Source organism: Hymenobacter setariae (assembly GCF_007713685.1).
Taxonomy (GTDB): domain Bacteria; phylum Bacteroidota; class Bacteroidia; order Cytophagales; family Hymenobacteraceae; genus Hymenobacter; species Hymenobacter setariae.
Map to the genome: position 1 here is coordinate 907,335 of NZ_VMRJ01000001.1, position 19,779 is coordinate 927,113.

The 19,779-nt window shown below is 61.0% G+C and carries 15 protein-coding genes; 5 read left to right on the forward strand and 10 right to left on the reverse strand.

Translation table 11 applies throughout. From position 1 onward, the window contains the following. Positions 1 to 46: 46 nt before the first annotated feature. A complete protein-coding gene (locus tag FNT36_RS03850) occupies positions 47 to 1,072 on the reverse strand; it encodes a rod shape-determining protein (protein WP_144844536.1) in 1,026 nt (341 codons plus the stop codon). A 77-nt stretch (positions 1,073 to 1,149) separates the two neighbouring features. After that, positions 1,150 to 2,673, reverse strand: coding sequence for a bifunctional phosphoribosylaminoimidazolecarboxamide formyltransferase/IMP cyclohydrolase (gene purH, locus FNT36_RS03855; protein WP_144844538.1), 1,524 nt, complete (start codon positions 2,671 to 2,673; stop codon positions 1,150 to 1,152). A gap of 237 nt (positions 2,674 to 2,910) precedes the next feature. Here purH and FNT36_RS03860 point away from each other — a divergent pair, with 237 nt between their 5' ends. The 3 genes from FNT36_RS03860 to FNT36_RS03870 are packed head-to-tail and all read left to right on the forward strand — an operon-like array spanning position 2,911 to position 5,546. After that, positions 2,911 to 4,146, forward strand: a complete 1,236-nt coding sequence (locus FNT36_RS03860) for an acyl-CoA dehydrogenase family protein (RefSeq protein WP_144844540.1) — start codon at positions 2,911 to 2,913, stop codon at positions 4,144 to 4,146. Between the two features lie 51 nt (positions 4,147 to 4,197). Then, positions 4,198 to 4,953 (forward strand): PIG-L deacetylase family protein, encoded by a 756-nt coding sequence (locus FNT36_RS03865; RefSeq protein WP_144844542.1) that lies wholly within the window; start codon positions 4,198 to 4,200, stop codon positions 4,951 to 4,953. After that, positions 4,950 to 5,546, forward strand: coding sequence for a class I SAM-dependent DNA methyltransferase (locus FNT36_RS03870; RefSeq protein WP_144844544.1), 597 nt, complete (start codon positions 4,950 to 4,952; stop codon positions 5,544 to 5,546). Before FNT36_RS03865 ends, FNT36_RS03870 begins: the two co-directional genes overlap by 4 nt. A gap of 125 nt (positions 5,547 to 5,671) precedes the next feature. Here FNT36_RS03870 and FNT36_RS03875 read toward each other — a convergent pair whose 3' ends face one another. From FNT36_RS03875 to FNT36_RS03890, 4 genes are all read right to left on the reverse strand, one after another. After that, positions 5,672 to 6,982 (reverse strand): glycosyltransferase, encoded by a 1,311-nt coding sequence (locus FNT36_RS03875; protein WP_144844546.1) that lies wholly within the window; start codon positions 6,980 to 6,982, stop codon positions 5,672 to 5,674. Positions 6,983 to 7,275: 293 nt separating this feature from the next. Beyond that, entirely contained in the window at positions 7,276 to 8,493 is a 1,218-nt protein-coding gene (locus FNT36_RS03880) for a BamA/TamA family outer membrane protein (protein ID WP_144844548.1), read from the reverse strand. Positions 8,494 to 8,633: 140 nt separating this feature from the next. Next, a complete protein-coding gene (locus FNT36_RS03885; RefSeq protein WP_144844550.1) occupies positions 8,634 to 9,536 on the reverse strand; it encodes a geranylgeranylglycerol-phosphate geranylgeranyltransferase in 903 nt (300 codons plus the stop codon). A gap of 136 nt (positions 9,537 to 9,672) precedes the next feature. Further along, positions 9,673 to 10,335: a Dps family protein gene (locus FNT36_RS03890; protein ID WP_233635662.1), complete on the reverse strand. Its 663-nt coding sequence runs from the start codon at positions 10,333 to 10,335 to the stop codon at positions 9,673 to 9,675. Between the two features lie 231 nt (positions 10,336 to 10,566). Between FNT36_RS03890 and FNT36_RS03895 the strand changes: the two genes are divergently transcribed. Then, positions 10,567 to 11,106: an MOSC domain-containing protein gene (locus FNT36_RS03895; RefSeq protein ID WP_144844551.1), complete on the forward strand. Its 540-nt coding sequence runs from the start codon at positions 10,567 to 10,569 to the stop codon at positions 11,104 to 11,106. Positions 11,107 to 11,238: 132 nt separating this feature from the next. Here FNT36_RS03895 and FNT36_RS03900 read toward each other — a convergent pair whose 3' ends face one another. The 4 genes from FNT36_RS03900 to FNT36_RS03915 all read right to left on the reverse strand — a co-directional run bounded on the left by FNT36_RS03900 (position 11,239) and on the right by FNT36_RS03915 (position 18,062). Beyond that, on the reverse strand, positions 11,239 to 12,639 hold the full coding sequence (locus FNT36_RS03900; protein ID WP_144844553.1) for an RtcB family protein: 1,401 nt from the start codon (positions 12,637 to 12,639) through the stop codon (positions 11,239 to 11,241). A gap of 213 nt (positions 12,640 to 12,852) precedes the next feature. Beyond that, entirely contained in the window at positions 12,853 to 14,163 is a 1,311-nt protein-coding gene (locus tag FNT36_RS03905; protein ID WP_144844555.1) for a PcfJ domain-containing protein, read from the reverse strand. A 1,416-nt stretch (positions 14,164 to 15,579) separates the two neighbouring features. Then, complete coding sequence (locus tag FNT36_RS03910) at positions 15,580 to 16,428, reverse strand: TIGR02452 family protein (RefSeq protein ID WP_144844557.1); 849 nt, start codon at positions 16,426 to 16,428, stop codon at positions 15,580 to 15,582. Positions 16,429 to 16,538: 110 nt separating this feature from the next. Beyond that, a complete protein-coding gene (locus tag FNT36_RS03915) occupies positions 16,539 to 18,062 on the reverse strand; it encodes a TROVE domain-containing protein (RefSeq protein ID WP_144844559.1) in 1,524 nt (507 codons plus the stop codon). Between the two features lie 681 nt (positions 18,063 to 18,743). Between FNT36_RS03915 and FNT36_RS03920 the strand changes: the two genes are divergently transcribed. After that, entirely contained in the window at positions 18,744 to 19,754 is a 1,011-nt protein-coding gene (locus FNT36_RS03920) for a J domain-containing protein (protein ID WP_144844561.1), read from the forward strand. The last annotated feature ends 25 nt before the right edge of the window (positions 19,755 to 19,779 follow it).

Consider the following 19,779-nt stretch of genomic DNA (forward strand, 5'->3'; position numbering starts at 1 on the left):
GCCAGCCTGCCAAGATGCTTCCTTCGTCAGCATGACGAATAAGAAATTAGGTGAGTAGCACGCCCCGGAAGGCCACGATATCCTTGATGGCCTTGCCGGTGCCGCGCACCACAGCCCGCAGCGGGTCTTCGGCAATGTGGATGGGCAGCTTAGTCTTGGCGGCCAAGCGCTTGTCGAGGCCGCGCAGCAAGGCGCCGCCACCCGTCAGATGAATGCCGTTCTCGTAGATATCGGCCGACAGCTCGGGCGGACTGATTTCCAAGGCTTTCAGCACAGCTTCCTCGATTTTAGCCACCGACTTGTCGAGCGCAATGGCGATTTCGGAAGACGTTACTTTAATCACCTTCGGGATGCCCGTCATCAGGTCACGGCCGCGCACCTCGTAGTCGGGGGGCGTTTGGTCGAGCTCGGTGAGAGCTGCGCCCACTTCGATTTTGATACGCTCGGCCGAGCGCTCGCCGATGAGCAGGTTATGCTGGCGGCGCATGTAGTCGAGAATGTCCTGGTTGAATACGTCGCCGGCCGTCTTGATAGATTGGTCGCAGACGATACCCGACAGGGCGATAACGGCGATTTCAGTGGTACCACCTCCGATGTCGATTATCATCGAGCCCACGGGCTGCTCCACGTCGATGCCGATGCCGATGGCGGCGGCCATGGGCTCCTGTATCATCCACACCTCCTTGGCCCCGGCGTGCTCGGCCGAGTCGCGCACAGCGCGCTTCTCTACCTCTGTGATGCCGCTCGGAATGCAGATAACCATGCGGTGCGAGGGTTGAAACAGGCGCGTGCGAGTGTCGATGAGTTTGATAAGACCCTTTATCATCTCCTCCGCGGCGTGGAAGTCGGCAATAACGCCGTCTTTCAAAGGCCGGATGGTCTTGATGTTATCGTGGGTCTTTTCGTGCATCTGCTGGGCTTTGCTGCCCACGGCGATGACTTTATTAGTAGTGCGGTCTTTGGCAATGATGCTAGGCTCATCCACCACGATTTTATCGTTGTGAATGATGAGCGTATTGGCCGTGCCCAGGTCAATGGCGATGTCGCTGGTCAGGAAGTTGAAGAAGCCCATTATAGAAAAGGCGGCGAGAAGCAGAGGAAATGAATAGACAAAGGTACGGCCGAAACGGCCGCCCTAACGTCCAACTTTTAGTGCTTAAAGTGCCGCACCCCGGTCAGCACCATTGCCAGCCCTAGGCGGTCGCAAGCATCGATGCTGTCTTGGTCCTTAATGGAGCCGCCGGGCTGCACCACGGCGCGCACGCCAGCGGCCGCCGCAATCTCGACGCAGTCGGGGAAAGGGAAGAAGGCGTCGGAGGCCATTACGGCCCCTTTCAGGTCGAAGCCGAAGCTGCCAGCCTTCTCAATGGCTTGGCGCAGGGCATCGACGCGCGAGGTTTGGCCCACACCCGAAGCCAGCAACTGGCCAGCGCGCGCCAGCACAATGGTGTTGCTCTTGGTGTGCTTGCAGATTTTAAGGGCGAACTCCAGCGCCTCGGTCTCGTCGTCGGTCGGGGCCGACTTGGTTACGGTGCGGAAGTCCTGGGCCGACTCGGTTTGCAGGTCGGCATCTTGCTCGATAACGCCGTTAAGCAAGGTCTTAATCTGCTTTTTGGGGAAGTCCACCGGCTTTTGGCGCAGCAAAATGCGGTTCTTCTTGCTTTGCAGCAGTGGCTGCGCATCGGCGGCGAAGCTAGGCGCGATGAGCACCTCAAAGAACAGCTTGTTCAGCTCTTCGGCGGTGGCTAGGTCTACTTCCTTGTTCACGATGATGACACCGCCGAAAGCCGATACTGGGTCGCAGGCTAGGGCATTAACGTAGGCCGTGTGCAGGGTTTCGGCCTGGGCTACGCCGCAGGCGTTGGTGTGCTTGAGGATAGCCACGGCGGGTGGGCCTTCGGCAAACTCGCGCATGAGCTGCACGGCGGCATCTACGTCTACCAGGTTGTTGTAGCTCAGTTGCTTGCCGTGCAACTGGTCGAATAGAGCGCTTAGGTCGCCGTGGAAGGCCCCGCTCTGGTGCGGGTTCTCGCCGTAGCGCAGCACGGTGCTGGGGCCTTGGCTGCCACCTTCGAGGCTGGTACCCTGGCTCACGTATTTGAAAATCTCGGTATCGTAGTGGCTAGTAGCGGCGAAGGCCGCAGCGGCATACTGGCGGCGGTCTTCTAGGGTGGGGCTACCGTTGGTTTTTTCGAGCAGCTCGGTTACGGCCTCGTACTGGTCGCGCGAGCTTACTACCAGCACGTCGCGGTAGTTTTTGGCGGCGGCGCGCAGCAGCGCAATGCCGCCGATATCAATTTTTTCAATCACGTCGGCCTCAGGCGCGCCGCTGGCCACGGTTTCTTCAAACGGGTACAAGTCAACCACGACTAGGTCGATGGGCGGAATGCCATGTTGCTGCGCCTGGGCCAAGTCGCCGGGCTCGTGGCGGCGGTGCAGGATGCCGCCGAATACCTTAGGGTGCAACGTCTTGACGCGGCCGCCAAATACTTCAGGAAAGCCAGTAAGGTCTTCCACGGCCGTGACTTCGGCGCCTTGCTCTTCTAAAAACTTTTGGGTACCGCCAGTGGAGTACAGCTGCACACCGAGGCGGCGCAGCGTGGCTACCAGCGGGGCCAGCCGGTCTTTGTGGTACACTGAAAGCAGGGCGGCGCGAATGGGTTGGTCGGACATATAAAACGGGGAGCAGTGAAGCGCAAAAAATGGAGAAACCGCGGGCGGTGGCCGGGCTAGGCCGGTGCAGTGAGCGGTTTGATGCCGCGAAGGTACACCCGCTAGCAGGCGTCCCCAAGCTGCCCGCCGGCCTCCTAGCGCTCCGCATTTAGTACACTAGAGGTAACTCGCAGGGCCCTTTTACAGTTAAGATTAGTTCATACGGCACTCATTTTGACCGACTCGCGCTCTTATTTTATGCTAAAGGACTTACCATCGGCTGTTACCGCCCAGTCGCTGTCGCCCTTACTTCCGCTTGGCGTGGCGTGCGCCAGCTGTCCGCCTACCCCAGCCCTGGCCGTGACTACGGCCGCTCGCTTGGCCCCGCACCTATTGGCCCGCGCCGCTGACACCGACCAAGTGGGTGGCTTTCCGACTCAGGAATTTGCTTGGCTGCGCGAGGCCGGGCTACTCACGGCCGCGCTGCCTACTGCCCTAGGTGGCATGGGCCTAGGCGAGCCTACCGCTGCGCTGGCGCTGCTGCAAGTACTCTACCACGTGGGCCGTGGCAACCTAGCCGTAGGGCGCTTGTTTGAGGGCCACGTCAATGCCTTGCTGCTAATACAGCGCTTTGGCACACCGGCCCAAATAACTCGGTTTGCGGCCGATGCCCGCGCAGGCCACGTGTTTGGGGTTTGGAACACCGAGAACCCGGCCCGCGGCGTGCGGCTGGAGTTTCTGGCCGATGGGCGCTACCGCCTGCACGGTGCCAAAACGTTTGCCTCGGGGTCAGGCCATATCACGCGGCCGCTGCTCACGGGCGCGCTGCCCGGCAACCACGGCTGGCAAATGCTGGTGCTGCCTGCTGACGAACAGCGGCCCGCGCTAGACCGCAGCTTTTGGCGGCCCCTAGGCATGCGGGCCACCGCTAGCTTTATCGCCGACTTCGAGCGCCTCGAAATCGAAAATGACTGCCTACTAGGCAAGCCCAATGACTACTACAAACAGCCGTGGTTTGGGGGCGGCGCGGTGCGCTTTGCAGCGGTGCAGCTAGGTGGCGCCGCGGCGGTGCTCGACGAAACCCGACGCTTTTTGCGCAGCCTAGGCCGCACCGACGACCCCTACCAGCGCCAGCGCCTGGGCGAGATGCTGACCATGCACGAAGCCGGCCAAGGCTGGCTACGCGGCGCCGCAAGCCGCGTGCCGCTGCCGGTGCAAGCCAGTGATGTTCCTGCCCCAGCCGCCATTAGCGCGGCCTTGGCCTACGCCAACCTCATGCGCACCGCTACCGAAGAAATCTGCCTCCGCACCTTGCAGCTGGCCGAGCGCTCGGTGGGCGCGCGGGGCCTGCTGCAGCCTGAGCCCTTCGAGCGCCTGCACCGTGACCTCACACACTACTTGCGCCAGCCCGCCCCCGACGCCATTCTGGCCGAGGCAGGCCGCTTTGCACTTGACTCAGACAAGCCCAGCTTTGAGCTGTGGCAACCGCTGTAGATTGAGTTTTGTAGTTCGAGCCACCTTCTTTTCGCCTCTACGCAGCATCCCTTGTCTTCTCCCGATTCTCCCTTTCTCGCCTACCCCAGGCGGCCCGCCGACTTTGCTGCGACCCTAGGTTCCACCGTCATCGTCATTCCGCACCCCGATGATGAGGCGCTGGGCTGCGGCGGCCTATTGGCACTTTTACGCCAGGCTGGCCAGCCCGTAGCAGCCGTGCTCACCAGCGATGGCAGCCAGTCGCACCCGCACTCCCAAGATTTTTCGGCTGTGGCCCGGCGCGAGCTGCGCTACGCCGAGCTGCGCCACGCCCTGAGCGTGCTCGGGGTAGACGAGCGCGATGACAATGTGCGCTACCTGCATTTGCTCGACGGCTCACTGCCCACCGAGGGCCAGCCCGGCTTTGCGGAAGCGGCGGCGCAGCTCGCCGATTTTCTGCGCGAAAAGCAGCCCGACACCGTGCTGGTGCCCTGGCGCCGCGACCCCCACCCCGACCACCGCGCCACCAGCCAGCTTACGGCCGCGGCGCTGGTACAATTGCCGCAGCCCCCGCGCCGCGTCGAATACGTGGTGTGGGCCTGGGAGCGCGCCGCTCCCGAAGACCTACCTAGGGCAGAGGAAGCCGTGGGCTTTCAGCTCGACATTGCGCCCGTACTAAACCAAAAGCAGCGCGCCATCCGGGCACACCGCTCGCAGTTGGCGCCGGGCATCATCACCGACGACCCCAGCGGCTTTCTGCTGTCCGAATCTATGCTCGCGCATTTTGCCCAGCCTACCGAAGTCTTTCTAGAAGCTCCCACCTTATGAACGAAAACCAACCCAATACCCTCGCGCCCGATTACTTCGACGACGTGTACCGGGCTAATACCGACCCCTGGCAGTTTGCGAGCAGCCCCTACGAGCGTGAAAAGTACGCGGCGACCTTAGCTGCCTTGCCCCGCCCCCACTACAATCGGGCGTTTGAGATTGGCGGCTCTATTGGGGTACTCACGGCCCAGCTGGCCCCGCTGTGCGACTACCTGCTGAGTGTAGATGTAAGCGAGGCAGCCCTGGCCCAAGCCAAGCAGCGCTGCGCAAGCTTGCCGCAGGTGGAGGTCAAGAAGATGCAGGTGCCCAACGAATTTCCAGAAGGCGAGTTTGACCTGATACTAGTGTCGGAAGTGGGCTACTACCTCTCGCCGGCCGACTTGGCCCGCGCCGCCGACCAAATGCTGGCGGCCCTGCCAACTGGTGGCCAGCTTCTGCTAGTGCATTGGACCCCCGTTGTGCCCGATTATCCCCAGACCGGCGATGAAGTGCACGAATTTTTCTTAGCCAAAGCCCAGCCAGATGGCCCGCTACGCCACCTCACGGGCCAGCGGCACGACAAGTACCGGCTCGATTTGCTAGAGAAAAACTAGCCTAGATTTCTACGATTGCCACAAGTAAAAAGGCTCATGGGTTGGGCAGCGCACGGTGCGCTGCCCAACCCATGAGCCTTTCCTATTCTATTCCGCGTTAGCGGCGGCCGAGCTATCAGCCAGCGCTAGCAATAGTTCTCTCCTTGGCGCACGGCCTGGCGCAACCAAGCCAAAGCTTCGCTGAGCGGCACGCGGGTATCGTAAGGCTGCTCTAGTATGGCGCTGGCGCGGGTGCCCAGCACCCATTCCCAAAACGCTCCGAATGACTGGGCGGCATGCAGCCTATCATACATATCTCCGGCCTGCACGCGCAGCATCAGGGCCCATTCGCGGAAGCCTGCGGGCGTGGGTTGGCTGCGCTGCTGCCAGTAGGCACGCAGCTCGCGACGAGCCTGCCATAAGGCGGCGAGCTGGCGCGGACACTCTACCTCAGGCTCACGCTGCTCTTGGGCATTGGCAGCCCACTCACGCAGCTGCCACGACAGCCCCACCTCTACGCGGCCTTGTTGGCGGGCCGAGGTGCTCACGCGCACCCTAGGGCTGTGGCGCACGGGCAGGTCGTGGCGGCACAGGGCGCGCCACAAGGCTTCGTCTTCGAGGTAGCGCACCACGGGCAGGCCGCCTACTTGGCGGTAAGCCGCTACGGTAAGCGCCAGGCTGGCGCCAAAATGCTGGTGGTGGCGGGGCCAAGGGTCATGCTGGCAGGGGTCGAGCAGGCACTCTAGCTGGTTGCGCAGCAAGTGGTAAGTAGCATCGCGAAGCTGGGTGCGGCGCACGGCCAGCGCGTCGCTCACCAAGGGCTCGCTACACGGGTTTATGGCTACTAGCTCTTCGGGCTCAGGGTCGTCGGGGCGGGTGAGGATGCGCCCACCTACGGCCGCGGCACCGGCCGCTACTTCGGCCTGGCAGGCGGCGAGCCAGTCGGGTGCTACCAGAGTATCGGCATCGGTGCTGAGAATGAGGCCATTGGGGCCGGCAGTCAGCTCTAAGCGCTGGGCGGCGGCATCCATAAGCAGGCGGCGCGCTTGGCCTACGTGGGCTAGCTCGCCGGGCAGTTGGAGTTCGGCCACGTGCAGCGCCAAGCCGGGGTAGCAATACGCCAGCTGGCGCACCACGGCGGCGGTGTGGTCTTGGCAGTTGTTGGCCAGCACGATTATCTCTAGGCACCCTAGGGACAGGGGCGTGCCGTCGAGCGCAGTTTGGGTAGCCAGCGCAGCCAGGGTAGCGGGTAGGTGATGCGCCTCATCCTTGGCCGGAATGATAACGCAAGCCCGCAACTCGGGGGCAGGCGGGGGCAGCTGGCGCCACAAGGCACGCGCTAGTTGCGCGGGCGTGGTGAGGGGCCGTGGTAGCCGGGCTTGCCGAGGCAGCAGTGCTGGGGTGGCCATGGCTTCACGCGTGGCGTGAAAACGGGCGGGCGTAGCAAGATTGCTCATAGGGTAGTAGGTGTACGCCCCTTTGCACGCCCAGGATAGGCCACTACTTGGTTATGAGACCCAAACAACTCGCGTTATAAGCTCAGTGGCTTCAAAATGAGCTGGGTATTTTACTAAAAAGCAACTGTTTAGCAAAATCCAATTTTTCATAAAAAAACTAGTATTATTAGTCACAATAAACCTCAAGCAGTAGCGAGAGTCAACTGGGCACCTAGGCAAAAAAGCCACGCAACCGAGGAGGCTACGTGGCTTTTTTGGCGTCAGTCTTAGGCGCGGGAGTCTTTTAGCTAGCTTTAGAAAGCTTCGCCAATGGCGAAGTAGAAGCCGGGGTCGGTGCCAAAGGCGTAGTCAAAGCGTAGGTTCACGCGGTCGCGCCGGATGAAGTTGAAGCGTGCTCCTACGCCGCCCGCCGTGTGAATGCCGCCGAAGGTGTAGTCGCTGATATTATAGCCCACTTGCCCCACGCCTAGGAAGGCAGCGGCATCGAGGCGCCAGAACAGGTGCTGGCGCAGTTCGGCCTGGGCGGTCATCATCTGGCGGTCGCGGTAGCGTTGCTCGTAGATGCCGCGCATCAGGTTGGCGTTGTCGTAGAGCGTGCCGCCTAGGTTAGCGCCGAGGCCAGCCAGCGCATGCCACGGCACTGTACCCGAGTGGAATTGCCCGAGGTACTGCAGGGCCAGAATGGTTCTGTTGCCGAAGATGGGCTGAAAGTGGCGAGCGTCAATCTGGTAACGTACGAAGTTATAGTCCGAGCCGACGTACTTGCCATTGAACATCACCTGCAAGTCAAGCAAGTTGCCCCGCGAAGCTCCTAGGGCCACGTCACGCGTGTCGAGGGTAAACACCGGACCTAGGCCCGACACGCCAAAGTTTTGGCGCTGGCGCGCGTCGAGGCGAGGGTCGCCATCCTGAAAATAATTAGTGCCGCCAATCTCGTCGCCGTTGTCATTCACGCGGCCCGGCTGTGGCGCAATGTTGTACACCCGCGAAAAGCGGTACTGCAAGCCCACAAACCGGTTGGGAGCGATGCTCTTCTGGAAACGCTGGTTGATAATGAACAGGTTGAAGTCCAGAAACGAGCGATTGCTATTCGATACATCGTTGCCGATGCCGAAGTAGTAGAGGCGGTTTTTGTAGGAGCTAACCTCGCCGTTGAGGTAAAACTTCTCGCCCGGCGAATAGATAGTGTGCACAAACTGGAGCAGGTTCTGGCTTTCCTGCGTGGTCCAGTACTGCACACGAGCGTTTGATGAGCGCGTGATGGTATCGGTGCCAAAGCGGCCGCTTAGCAGCCCACCCAGGCCGTAGCCAAAGCCCGTTTCCTGCTGATAAAACAGCACGGGGATAGGCAGAATCGTGATTCTCTTGGTCGGCTTAGGAATATTAACGGGCGGAGGGGGGGGCGTACCAGGCGTGCGGGTAGTATCGGGCTGGCCGGCTGGCAGGCCCTGGCCTTGGCTCACGAGCGACCCACCTAGTAACCCTGCCAGCAGCAGCGGAAAAATGCGCATATATAAAGATGAAGAAAAGAAGTAGTGAGGGCCTCAACGGAATTAGGGGCCTGCTGGTTGGCCCCTACCCACCCAGGTGCCCGGCCAATCCGCAAGCCCAACCAGAAAATCGCGCTAATTCTCTACGTTTCAAGGCGCCTTTACGCCAGCAACATGCTCAATACACCGGCCAGCATAATGCCCTTGCACCACGCGCTAAGTTGCCGAAAATGCCGGCGGCGGTCGGCGCGCCACAGCAGGCGGCCTAGCCACACCAGCGGCAAAAGCACTAGCAGCAGCAGCCAAGCACCTAGGGCCCAGCGCCCTAGGCTTATTAGCTCATAGGCCGCGCCTAGCACCAGCACGCCCAGGCACGCTAGAAAGCCGCCGGCCACCCACTTGCTGCGCACCACACCCCACACAAGTGGCAGGGTGTGGCAGTCGTGCTGCGCATCGCCGCGCATGTCTTCAATATCTTTTACTATTTCGCGCACCGCAGTGAGCAAAAAAGCCGCCAGTGCATACAGCCACACGGCTTTTTGGCCTGTCAGCAGTTGCAGCTCGGGCAGCAGCACTAGCGCCGCCGTGAGGGTGGCGATGCTGACGTTGCCTACCAGCGCCACGCGCTTGAAGCGGGCCGAGTAGCCCCACAGCAGCAGCGCTGCCCCGAGGGTCACAAGCCCCAGCCGCCACGACAACGCCGCGGCCAGCACTACCCCTACCCCACTAAGCACCACGTGCGCCAGCATGGCCTTGCGCCGCCCTAGCAGCCGCCCCACCACCAGCCGGCTGGGCCGGTTGATAGCGTCGATTTTAACGTCGTAGTAATCATTGATGATATAGCCTGCGGCGGCTACCAGCAGCGCCGCCACCACCAGCAGCCCAAAGCTGGGCGCCAGCAGCGCCGCCCCGAGCGGCCGGCCGGGCTGCAATAGTGGCCCGCGCACCAGCACCAGGCTTAGCAGCATGATGGCCAAGTTGGGCCACCGCACCAGCCCTGGCAGTGCCCGCAGCAGCGGCCCGGGCGGGGCCGTCGGGTCAGGAGTGGGGCGGGCAGAAAACATGATGCGCAGGAAAAGGGGCTTAAAGATACTAGTGCTGGCGCGCCGCAAGCAGCGCCTCCCCAGCACTACCCACGCAAAAAGCCCGACCTCCTTGCGGGGGCCGGGCTTCTATTAGGGTAGGCTTGCCTACCTAGGACTATTCTGCGCGGGTGAGCGGCGACTCCACTACGTGCTCCGACACGAACCACACTTGCAGTTCGTTGGCACGCATCACGTCACTTACTACGAGGTCATTGGTGCCATCGTCGCCCGACTCGTCGGCCTTCTTAGCATACTCGTGGCAGTTTTTCAGGATAATCTGGTGGGCTTCCAGCAGACGCGAAATCTGTACAGGAGCTTCTTCACGGTCGCGCGGGGGGCGCGGAATGCTCGTGATTTCGGCCACGTCGAAGGCCATTGCTACGGCCACGCCGCCCAGAATCTGGATGCGCTCTGCAATGGTGTCTACTAGCTCGGCTTGCTCCTCGTAGTGTTTGTCGAACAGCAGGTGCAGCTGGTAGAACGTAGGGCCTACTACCTGCCAGTGGCTTTTCTTATACAAGTCGCGCAGGCTGATGGTGTCAGCCAGCAACTGATTGAGCATCTGCACGCTCTCTAGACGCACATGGTCATCGAGGCCGATGGGCAGGCGCTGGCTTACAGTGCCAAAGCGCTGCGTGGGGTTAGGTGCCTTTATCTGCTGGTTAAGAATCGGCTGCACGTTCACGGCCGAGTTCGTTTGGGGCTCACCGGCTCCTTTCATCGAAGTCAGGCCGCTTTGGTTGTCTTTTTTGGGGTGTGCTTGGGCGTCGGTAGCCATAGAACAAAGAAGTTGGATAAACAAAAGGAACGCAGCGCCTAGGTCGGGCCGGGGCCCGCGGGTGGCTGGCTGCTGGGCTATCTACGTAAGGCTACCGCCGAAGTTGGGATAAATTCCTTTCTTTAGTGCAGTTTTTGCCCCGGCCGTCACCACCCCGGTTTTCTTACCCATAGCGGCACTTTACTCTTAAAACTCCGCTTTCTACTCCTACTATATTACTGTATCTGCCTGATGGCTTTTCCTTTTTTTGGCGACGATAAATCAACCGTAGCCCGCTTGCTCGCCACCCTGCCCCAGCAGGGCCGGCTCGAATGGATAGGCCTGCGCCCAGCCCGTCGCGCCGAACTGCTAGCCGTGCCCGAGGCCGAGGTGCTCACCGACCAGCGCTTGGCCGGCGACCATGCCAGCCCCAAGCCCGGCGGCAAACGCCAGCTCACTATCATTCAGCACGAGCATCTAGGTGCAGTAGCAGGCTACCTAGGGCTGCCCGAGCCGGTGGCACCAGGCCGCCTGCGGCGCAACTTGGTGGTGAGCGGCCTGAACCTGCTGGCCCTCAAAGGCCGCCAAATTCAAATCGGCGAGGAAGTGTTGCTCGACATCACCGGCGAGTGCCACCCCTGCTCACGCATGGAGGAAGAACTGGGCCCCGGCGGCTACAACGCCATGCGCGGGCACGGTGGCCTCACAGCGCACATTGCGCAGGGCGGCATTATTCGGGTAGGCGATGCCGTGCGGGTAGTGGTGCCGCCTAGCCCGAGTGCCGCGCCCTAGGCACCTAGGCAGGCACAAAAAAAAGCCTTCACCAAAGGAGAAGGCCTTTCTACTTATGAAAACACGACTCCAAAGAGCCTGCCCCATTTACGCGGCGGGCAGACTAGCCGGATTTAGCGGGGCCGGAAATAATCAGGCCCCGTCCATGCGCACGATTTTGGGCGTGAAGGAGCCTAGGACATCTACCAATTCGCGCTGGCTGGCCATCACAGTATGAATGTCTTTGTAAGCCATCGGGGCTTCGTCGAGGCCGCCACCAATGAGCTCCACACCATAGTCGGCGAGGTGGCGGCGCACCTCGGCTTCGCCTAGTTCGGCCTTGGCGCGGGTGCGCGACAGCAGGCGCCCCGCCCCATGTGAGGCTGAGGCTAGCGACGCCGGTACCCCGCGCCCACGCACAATAAAGCCGGGCGCCGTCATGGAGCCGGGAATTATGCCGAGCACGCCCGCGCCGGCCGGTGTGGCGCCCTTGCGATGTGTAATGACCTCGCGGCCATCGGCTAGCGTTTCTTTCCAGGCAAAGTTGTGGTGGTTTTCCACTTTCGCCAGGGGTTTCTCACCCAAGGCTTTGGCTAGGCGCCGGTGTATCTGCTCGTGGCAGGCCGAAGCATAGTCGCCGGCAAGGGTCATGGCGGCCCAATACTCCTGGCCAGCCTCAGTGTCGAGGCCCAGCCAGGCCAGGTATTGGGCTTCGGCGGGCAGCTTGCACACATCGCGGGCCAGGCCGGTGTAGTGATTCGCCACACTCGCGCCCAGGCCGCGCGAGCCCGAGTGCGAAAGCACGCCTACGTACTGGCCCAAGGGCAACCCTAGGTCGTTGGTCGGGTCGGTGATTTCGACCAGCCCAAACTCCACAAAGTGGTTGCCCGAGCCCGAGGTGCCGATTTGCTCCACGGCTGTGGCGTGCTTGTTTTTCAGAAACGGTACCGTCGCAAATTCGTCGCGCTCCAGCACGTCGTGCCCTAGGCGCTGGCCACGGTCCCAGCCACGCCCGCCGCCAAAGCGAGTGTTGGCAAGCAGCAAATTGCGCAGCTCCTGGGTACGCTGCCCTAGGTACTTAGCCGGCAGGTCAAACACCGAGAGCGCCATGCGGCAGCCAATGTCCACGCCCACGGCGTAGGGAATCACTGCGTTATCGGTAGCCAGCACGCCCCCGATGGGCAGGCCGTAGCCGTGGTGGGCGTCGGGCATGAGGGCGCCGGCCACCGTCACGGGCAGTTTCATGGCCGTTTCCATCTGGTGGATGGCGCCTTGCTCGATGTGCTCGGCCCCGAAGGTGGCGTACTCCTTGCGCGGCACCAGCGCCACGTGCCGCGACGGGGCCGGCAAGAGTGCGGCCGCCGTGTGGCTCCAAGCCAGGTCGGTGAGGTAGTCGGTGGGGTTAGTCAAGATGGTCTTGAGCAGCGCCAGCTGCTCGGTTTGGGGCAGGCGCTTGTGTTCTTTGCGCTGCAATTGCGCTAGCGCCAGCCCGATAGCGCGGCCCTCGGGAAACCCGAGCTGCCGCAAGTCATTGCCACGTAGTTGTGAGGCCATGAGTTTAATTATTAATGGTTAGTTAGTAATGGTTAATGACTAGTGGAACTGGCTGATGAATGAACCATTAACCCTTGACAATTAACCATTAATGAAAAGCCGGAGCGATAAGCGGCCCGCGCAACGGGCCTAGGCAGGCCCGACGGGACAGGTCGGAGTAGCGCGGGCCTACGGCATCCGGCTGGTTTTTAGTTTGATATAGTTGAGACGGCGTTATGCCAGGGCGTAGTACTGGTCCCATACACGGTCGATGGCGCTGATGCCCTCTTGCCGCAGCCAGCTGAGCACCCAGCCGCTTTCCTCGGCAGTGGGAGAGCGGTTGTACTTGCCGCGCACCTGCACCAGCCGCCGCTCGGGCGACAGTTGCAGCGTGAGCTTGCGGGCCCCGCCCAGGGTGAGCGAGTAGATACCCGCCTGGCCGCGCACGCAGCGGTGCATAAACGACGCCACGCAATGCTGCATCTGTTGGCCTTCTTCGAGCAGCTCGGGGTAGCTTAGCAGCTGTCGGATGCATACCCAGTCGCCCGTGCCGCCCACGAAACCCGGCACCGGCAAGCCCGGCCAGGTCGTATTGAGCAACTGGTTGAAGTGCGGGTTGGCACGGGTGCGGCCGAGGCTACGTTGCCAGCGGGCCGTGCCCGCCAGCAGCGAGGCCAGTGTGCGGCCGCGTACCGAAAAACCAGGCTGGGCCGGCTCGGTGGGCGTGCCTTGATAGCGCCGCAGGCGCACGTAGTCGCACACCGGCCCAAACTGCCAGGCGTCTACCTCCGGCTCGGCCCGAAAGAGGTCGAGCACGGCCAGGTACAACTCATCGTCGGCACCAATGGGCAGGCGGCCCAGCGGCGAGGCCAGCATCACGCCTAGGTACTCGGGCGCCCCGCGCTCGGCCAGCTGGGCATAGCGGTAAGCCTCGTGGAAGGTGCAGCCGGCTGGGGCCTGCTGCATCAGATGCGCTTGCCGCTTGCTGAGGTGCACTGGCAACCCTACAAAGCTGCGCAGGGGCTGGCCGCTACCTAGGTGCACTAGCAGGGCACTTAGGCAGAGGTCGTTGCGCTGGTCGGGGGACTGGCCCCAGCGGTGGCGCACCCAGGCCGGCACATCGCCAAAGCCATCGAAGAGGTGGCGCACCAGGCTGTCGAGTTGCCGGAAGGCGTTTTTCGAAGGCGGCTGCCAGTCGTCTAGCTCGCGCCGGCGGCGGTGGAAGTGTAGGCCTAGCTGCACGAGGGCCGGCGCCAGTTCGGGGCGTGAGAAAAGCACGGTGCTGCGCAGGGCCAACTGGCGCAGCAAGTGCCCGATGCGCCATTGCTCGTTGGCCGAGCGGCCACCTAGGTGGCGATGCAGCGCGGCCAATAAGGAATGCGGCTGGGCCAAGCGACTGATTTCGGTTTCGCCTTCGGCCGAAAATAGAAAATTGATTTGACGCGGCAGCGGCCATTTTTCCCAAGTGGGGCGCTGGGCCAGGGCCACATCGGCGGCCTGGGCCACGCGCACGCGCCAGGGTAAAGGTTTGTGTCGGTTTGCCATAAATGCAGGGCCGGCGCGGCCCAGGGGCGGCCGGCTTAGGGGGGTGAGAGACGCGAGAAAAGCATAATCGAGGCGGTCGGGGCAATGTCGTTTCGCATGATGAAGTAGGCTTTTAGCCAGCTGCTAGCCAGCGTGATACAATAAGTTAAAACCCAGTAAATGGGGTAATAAATGAGTAGTGACCTAGGGTGACAATTCAGCTTTCGGTCACTCAGCCACCGCGCCGTCAGGCACGGGCAGAATTCGAACCTGCGGCAACCTGGTAGGCCATGGCATTCAGAAGTAGCGCTGCGCTACGGCATCCACTTCAGCTACTAATAAGCTGGGCAACAAGCGCAAAGCCTGCCAATACGTGCTTTGCCATTTTAAGCTACCGCTGGAAATTGCTGCTACATCAGTCCAGCGAGCGGGATTCGAACCCGCAATCCCGTCGTCCCGAAACGAAGTAAGGCCCTGCTACGGCACCAGCTTAAGTAGTAAAAAATTCAAAAAGCAACCCAGGCAACAAGCGGTCGGCGGCATTCCCGAGGCCGGGGCCTCGGAACGGGGAGTCGAACCCCAACTCTGATTTACAGTCAGATTTCACCAAGCGAAGGAGCGCCAGCCTACGGCACTGGGTTTTGATTTTTAGTTTGGGGCAATAAGCGCCCGGCCTCCATATCCTGCTCTACCAAGCTGAGCTACAGCCGCTGCCGGAGCAGCCACCGGCAGGACTCGAACCTGCGACCTGGGCATTAAAAGTGCGAAGTATGGCCGGGCTACGGCACCCAAACAAAAGGGAAAACGAGGCGACAGGCGGCGAGCCATCCTGCTCTAACCAACTGAGCTACACTAGCTGCCGAAGCTACTAGCGGCGGGGCTCGAACCCGCGACCCGGCGAATCGCAATCGAAGCAAGGCTCGCCTACGGCACTCGTTTTATAAGTTGCTACTCAAGCGCAGCGTAAAAAAATTGTTTTCACGTCAGAAAGAGATTTTTAAGGTCAATACCTCTCAAGCTGCCGGGGTAATAAGTTGCCTGCGACTGCTACTCTACCGTTGAGCTACTCAGCCAGTTTGACAAGTGGCGGCCGAGATAAGAATCGAACTTATAACCCGAAGGAACGCCTGGCTACGACACCCGGCAGCGAGTAAGAATACAGGGCAACGGGCAGCCAGCGCGTTGTTTGCCGCTAGCCAAGGCTAGCGCCGGGACTCGAACCCGCAGGCCCTACCGCAGTAGCACCCGAAACCGACCACGAAGTAGCGCCAGCCTAACGGCACCTGTAAGAGAAGGAGTTGGCCCTAGGTGTGGAACGGGCCGCTGGGGCAGCGAGGCCCCAGCGGTAGTCCGTTCCGGCCAGCGGCTGTCCTTAAGAGGTCAGCCGTTTGCCTAAGTTGTGTAGCATAGAAAATGCTCGTTTAGAAGGTGGTACAATTATGCTGCCAATTCTTTGCAATCAAGGGCTTCTTCAAAAGCGCGCAGCACGGCGTGCGGCGGCTTAGGGTCAAAAATGGCGAAGGCTATGCACCGAAAACGGCCCCGAATGGCCGGGTCAGCCAGCGCCTCGGCAAAGAGCAGGGCCACCTGCGCCGGTTCGTTGGCGAAGACGCCGCAGCCCCAGGCGCCGAGCACCAACGCCTCCACACCGTGGCGGGCGGCAGTGGCCAGCACCAGCCGCACCCGCTGGCGCATGGTGGGCACCAGTTGAGGTAGCAGGTGAGGCGCGTTGCGAGCTAGCGCACCAGCATTCACGGCCGGAGCCGTGATGATGTCGAGCAGTAGCGGCTGGGGCCGCCATTGGCCGTCATCGGTGCGCAGCACAGGCACGCTAGGCGAGTAGATGAGGTAGTCGCTGTAAAGCGCCGTACTGGTAGGCAGACTGTTATAGGTGTACATCTCCGCAAACTGCGTGAGGCACGGGTACAGTCCCGACGACCGGGCCAGGCTTTCTTCCTGGGCTTGGCTGCCACCTAGGAAGCCGCCGCCAGGATTGCGAGCTGAGGCAAAATTCAGCACCCCTACCCTGCCAAACTCGGCCGCCAACTGTGTGGCGGCTTCGAGTGTGGTGGCGTTTTGCACCCGCACATCGGCCAGCGGGCCGGCGGGCCAGGTTAGCTCGCGCAGCAGGTCGGCCGCATCGGCTGGCCGGTAGAGGCGGCTGCCCGCCTCAGTGGCCCGCTGGGCGGCCGCAAACTCGATGCGGCCGGCGGGGCCATTGTAACAGCCGTTTTCGAGAGCAGCCAGGGTTTCGCGGGCCAGTTGTTGGCGGTAGTCGCGGTTCATGATAATGGTTGTCAGTTGTTACTTGCTAGTTGTCAGCCTAAAGCCGCTACTAGCAGCTACTTATGTGGCGGCCGGGGGTTCCGCTTGATTGCCCGACCGTTCAGCTTAGGTTACAGCTCTATTTTCTGGATTTCGGTGAGGGCGTCGCCGCCGTTTTCGAGGGCTGCCAGCACGTCAAATACTTTATCGGACCAGCCGGCAATGAGGGCCACGCCGTGCTCGGCGCGCACATCGAGCGGAGTAGGGCCGTGCCCAGCTAGGTCGAAGAGGTACAAGCGGGCCTGCGGGGCTACGTTGGCGCGGTAGGCGGCCCATTCCTGAGCTACCTCGACGCCCCGGCCGCTCCACAGCTGGCAGTCAGTGAAAATCATAACTTTATCGACCACCTCGCGGCGTTGGCGCAAGTCCTGAATCACGAGGTAACCATTGGTGGAGTACCCCACCTCGCCCTCGCGGCGGTATAGCTCCTGCACGTTGCGCAACACTTGGCCCTGGGGTAAGGCGATGCGCTTCCAGGTATTGCCGAAGATGCCGGTGACAACGTGCTGGCAGCGGCTTTGCAGCAACATGCCCAGTACCAGGCCTACGTCGTAGAGCAGTACTTTGCTGCGCGGCGAAATAGGCTGCTGCATCGAGCCCGACACGTCGCAGGCCACCACCACGCGGGTGTTGCCGTCGAAGCCGCGCAGGTTGGCCACGCTGGCCGAGATGGCCGCTTCGAGCGCTGCCAGCACTGGGGGCGCCGCGCCGGCACCTAGGGCCAGCACCTCGCGGTAAGCGGCCAAAAAGCGGAAAGGCAATTGCTTGGCGCGAGCTACCTGGCTGGGGTTGGCCAAGGTGGCGCAAGCGTGAGCCAACACCTCTGCACTTACCTTGGCCTCCAGCAAGTTGCGCAAGTTGCGCAGCAAGGCCATGTAGCCGAGACGACCGCTGGTGACGAGGGTTTCCCAGGTGTGGGCTACGGCAGCCTGGCGCTCGGCGGGCGAGGCGTAGTCGACCTGCCCGGCCGCCGAAAGCTCGGTTTCCCAAGTGTAGGGCGTGGGCAGGGTACCGGCCACCAACTGGTCGAACACCGCCTGCTGGCCTTCATCGCGCGGCTTGGGGTGCACTAAGAACAAGGCATCGCGCAAGCGCACAGCCCCGTCGCGGTTGTACTTGGCTAGCTGGTAGGCGTCAAACTTATTGAAGGCTAAGGCTAAGCCGTGTTGCACCTGTTTGGATAGCCGCCCTAGGGTCTTGGTTCCGTTGCGGCCGTTGGCCTGGGCGTAGAAGGCCAAAAGCTCTGGAATTTCATCGGCCCGCTGCACCACCCGCGCCACCAGGCGGCTCACCAAGTTGTCGCCCCGGTGGATGCGCGCCAGTTCCACGGCCAGCACCAGCGGCACCGAGCGCAAGTACAACTGCTCGCGGGCATACACCGCTAAGCGGGCTACGAACTGCGGCTCATTCTTCGCCACCAGTTCGCGCAAGCGGACCAGGCGGGTGTCGGCAGTTTCGTAGAACTGGTCGCTAAGGGCAGCTGTAGCTACAGCGGCATATAGCTCTAAGGCTGGTGTGAGCACGTAAGCGGGTGCGCCTTCGTGGTTGCGAACGGGAGCCGGCGGCGCTTTGCGAAAATTAAAGTTGAAGCGCATGGTGGGTGGAAGTAGAGATGATGAATAGGCAATCAATTAATTCAACGGGCAATTATTTTTGAATTGCAATGGCAATACTTTTCCCGTCGAATAAAATAGCTTTTTATTCGTTTAGCAATTACAAAAAAAGCCCGGCTTGTAGGGGCCAGGCTTTTTCAGTATGCAGTTACGTCACTAATTAGTGACGCTTAAATCGCAAAGAAAAAACGTGGCCGTGCCGCTTACTCCAACCGCGTAGGGGCTGGCTCGAAAGCTGCTGCAACGGGTAATTGAAGTGGATAGATGGCATCGGGCAAGAGGGATAAGCGGTTGACTAACCGGCTAAACACAAAAAAACCCGAGCTTAGAGGCTCGGGCAGTGGCAGTTCTAACCTAGGGTTAGAGGCAGGCACATGTACCGAGCAGCGGCAGCCTTTCTGGCTGCATCTTATCCGAATTCCGGCGGCTGAGTGTGAGGTGATACATGGCTGTGGTGGTTTAGTGTGACAAAGGTAGGCGAACAATTTTTATATATCCAACTAATTTAAAAAATTATTTTAATTATTTTTTAAATTAGGATTAGTGTTTCCAAATCATGAATTAATAAATCAATTAACTATTCGCATTCAGCAAAGTAAATGCTTCGAATAATATCCCAATAGAATAAGAGACGTATTTCTACTGCCAATTACTTTTGTTTTGATGGCTGACTCTTCGCTTCCCCTACGCCGACCGCTGCCCGAACGCATTACAGCCACAGAGCCAACCAGCACCCCGACGCAACAGGCTTTCCGGCAAGCCATTGAAGCGGTGGAAGAGCTCCGTGGGCAACTACATACTCTGCGTGCAACCCAAGCGGCCACGCGCCAGGCTTATTGGCGGCAAGTTGGTCCCCTCGCAGCGGCTACCGTGGAGGCACGGCGGGCACTATACGCTCCTTTAGAAAATGCGTTGCTGGATGGCTATCTAAGCCGGGCCGAACTGCAACAAGTCACCGAGTTGCTGTTGCAGAATGCCCGCAGCCTGCAAGAACGGTTTGGCGAAGACGAAGCAACCATCATCAATCGCTATGCTCCAGCACCGGCGCCAACAGAGCCACCTCTAGAAGCAGAAGCTACCGATACCAATGCTCCTCCCTTGCTTCCTCATGAGCGGGCCGCGACGGCCGCTCGTGCCCGGCGGCAACAACGGGCGCAAGCCGCCCGTGCTGCAAAAGCCCAAGCTGTCGATACTGAAGACCAAGCGTTGCTCCAAAATACCAAGGCAGCCTACCGCCAACTAGCTCGCCTGCATCACCCCGACCGTGCGGCTCAGGCCGACGAGCCTACTCAACGGGCGCAAACCGAGTTGATGCAGCGTATCACAGCCGCCTATGCTGCCAACGACCTAGCCACCTTACTGACACTATTGGCTGACGCGCCTGCTACCAGCTCACCTACCGCCGAAACAGAAACTTTGCTGCAACGCTATACCCAAGCCTTAGCCCAGCAGCAAGCGCAGTTGGCAAAAGAGCTTACAGCGGCACAATGGACCGACACTACTGCGCCATGGAGCGGCACCGAGAAACAACAGCGCACCCGCCTGCGCCAACTTAAGCGAGATTTGCGAGCCGAGTTAGATTACCTAGGCTACTTACTGCCGCAGCTAGCTGACCCCGCAAGCCTGAAAGCGCTGCTGCGGGCGCTAACTAGCCGGGACCAACATACTCTCTAACCAGTGAGCTGCTTCCCTAGGCTCG